Source organism: Neisseria sp. P0021.S007 (assembly GCF_051956855.1).
Map to the genome: position 1 here is coordinate 1 of NZ_JBQCXA010000826.1, position 588 is coordinate 588.

A 588-nucleotide genomic window follows, 5' to 3' on the forward strand; every position below is an offset into this window, starting at 1 on the left:
ACCAGACACAACGTACCTGTTTCAGCAACAGCAAAGTTTACGCCGCTCAAGCCGACATCGGCAGTGCTGTAAATATCGCGCAGTGCTTTGCGGGCGAAGCCGGTCAGTTGGTCTACGTCGTCCGTTAACGGCGTGCCGAGGTTTTTGTGGAAAAGTTCGCTAACCTGTTCTTTGGTTTTGTGAATGGCGGGCATCACGATATGGGTCGGTTTTTCACCTGCCATTTGGACGATAAATTCGCCCAAGTCGCTTTCCACCGCTTTAATGCCTTTTGCTTCAAGATAATGGTTCAGCTCGATTTCTTCGCTGACCATAGATTTGCCTTTGACCATCAGCTTACCGTTTTTGGCAGTAATGATGTCGTGGATGATTTGGCAGGCTTCGGCCGGAGTTTCCGCCCAGTGTACTTTCACGCCCAACTTAGTCAGGTTTTCTTCCAGTTGCTCCAGCAGGGCGGGCAATTTGGACAGAGAACGCTGACGGACGTGTTCGCACAAATCACGCAGGCTTTGCAGCTCTTCTTCGTCGGTCAAAACGGCTTTGCGTTTGGTCATCAGCATATCCATCGCGGTACGCAAACTCTTACGC

Annotated in this window: 1 protein-coding gene; it reads right to left on the bottom strand. The window is 50.9% G+C overall.

Translation table 11 applies throughout. From position 1 onward, the window contains the following. A partial coding sequence (locus ACTHUR_RS16175) for an LUD domain-containing protein (protein ID WP_440399696.1) occupies positions 1 to 588 on the bottom strand: 588 nt, incomplete at both ends.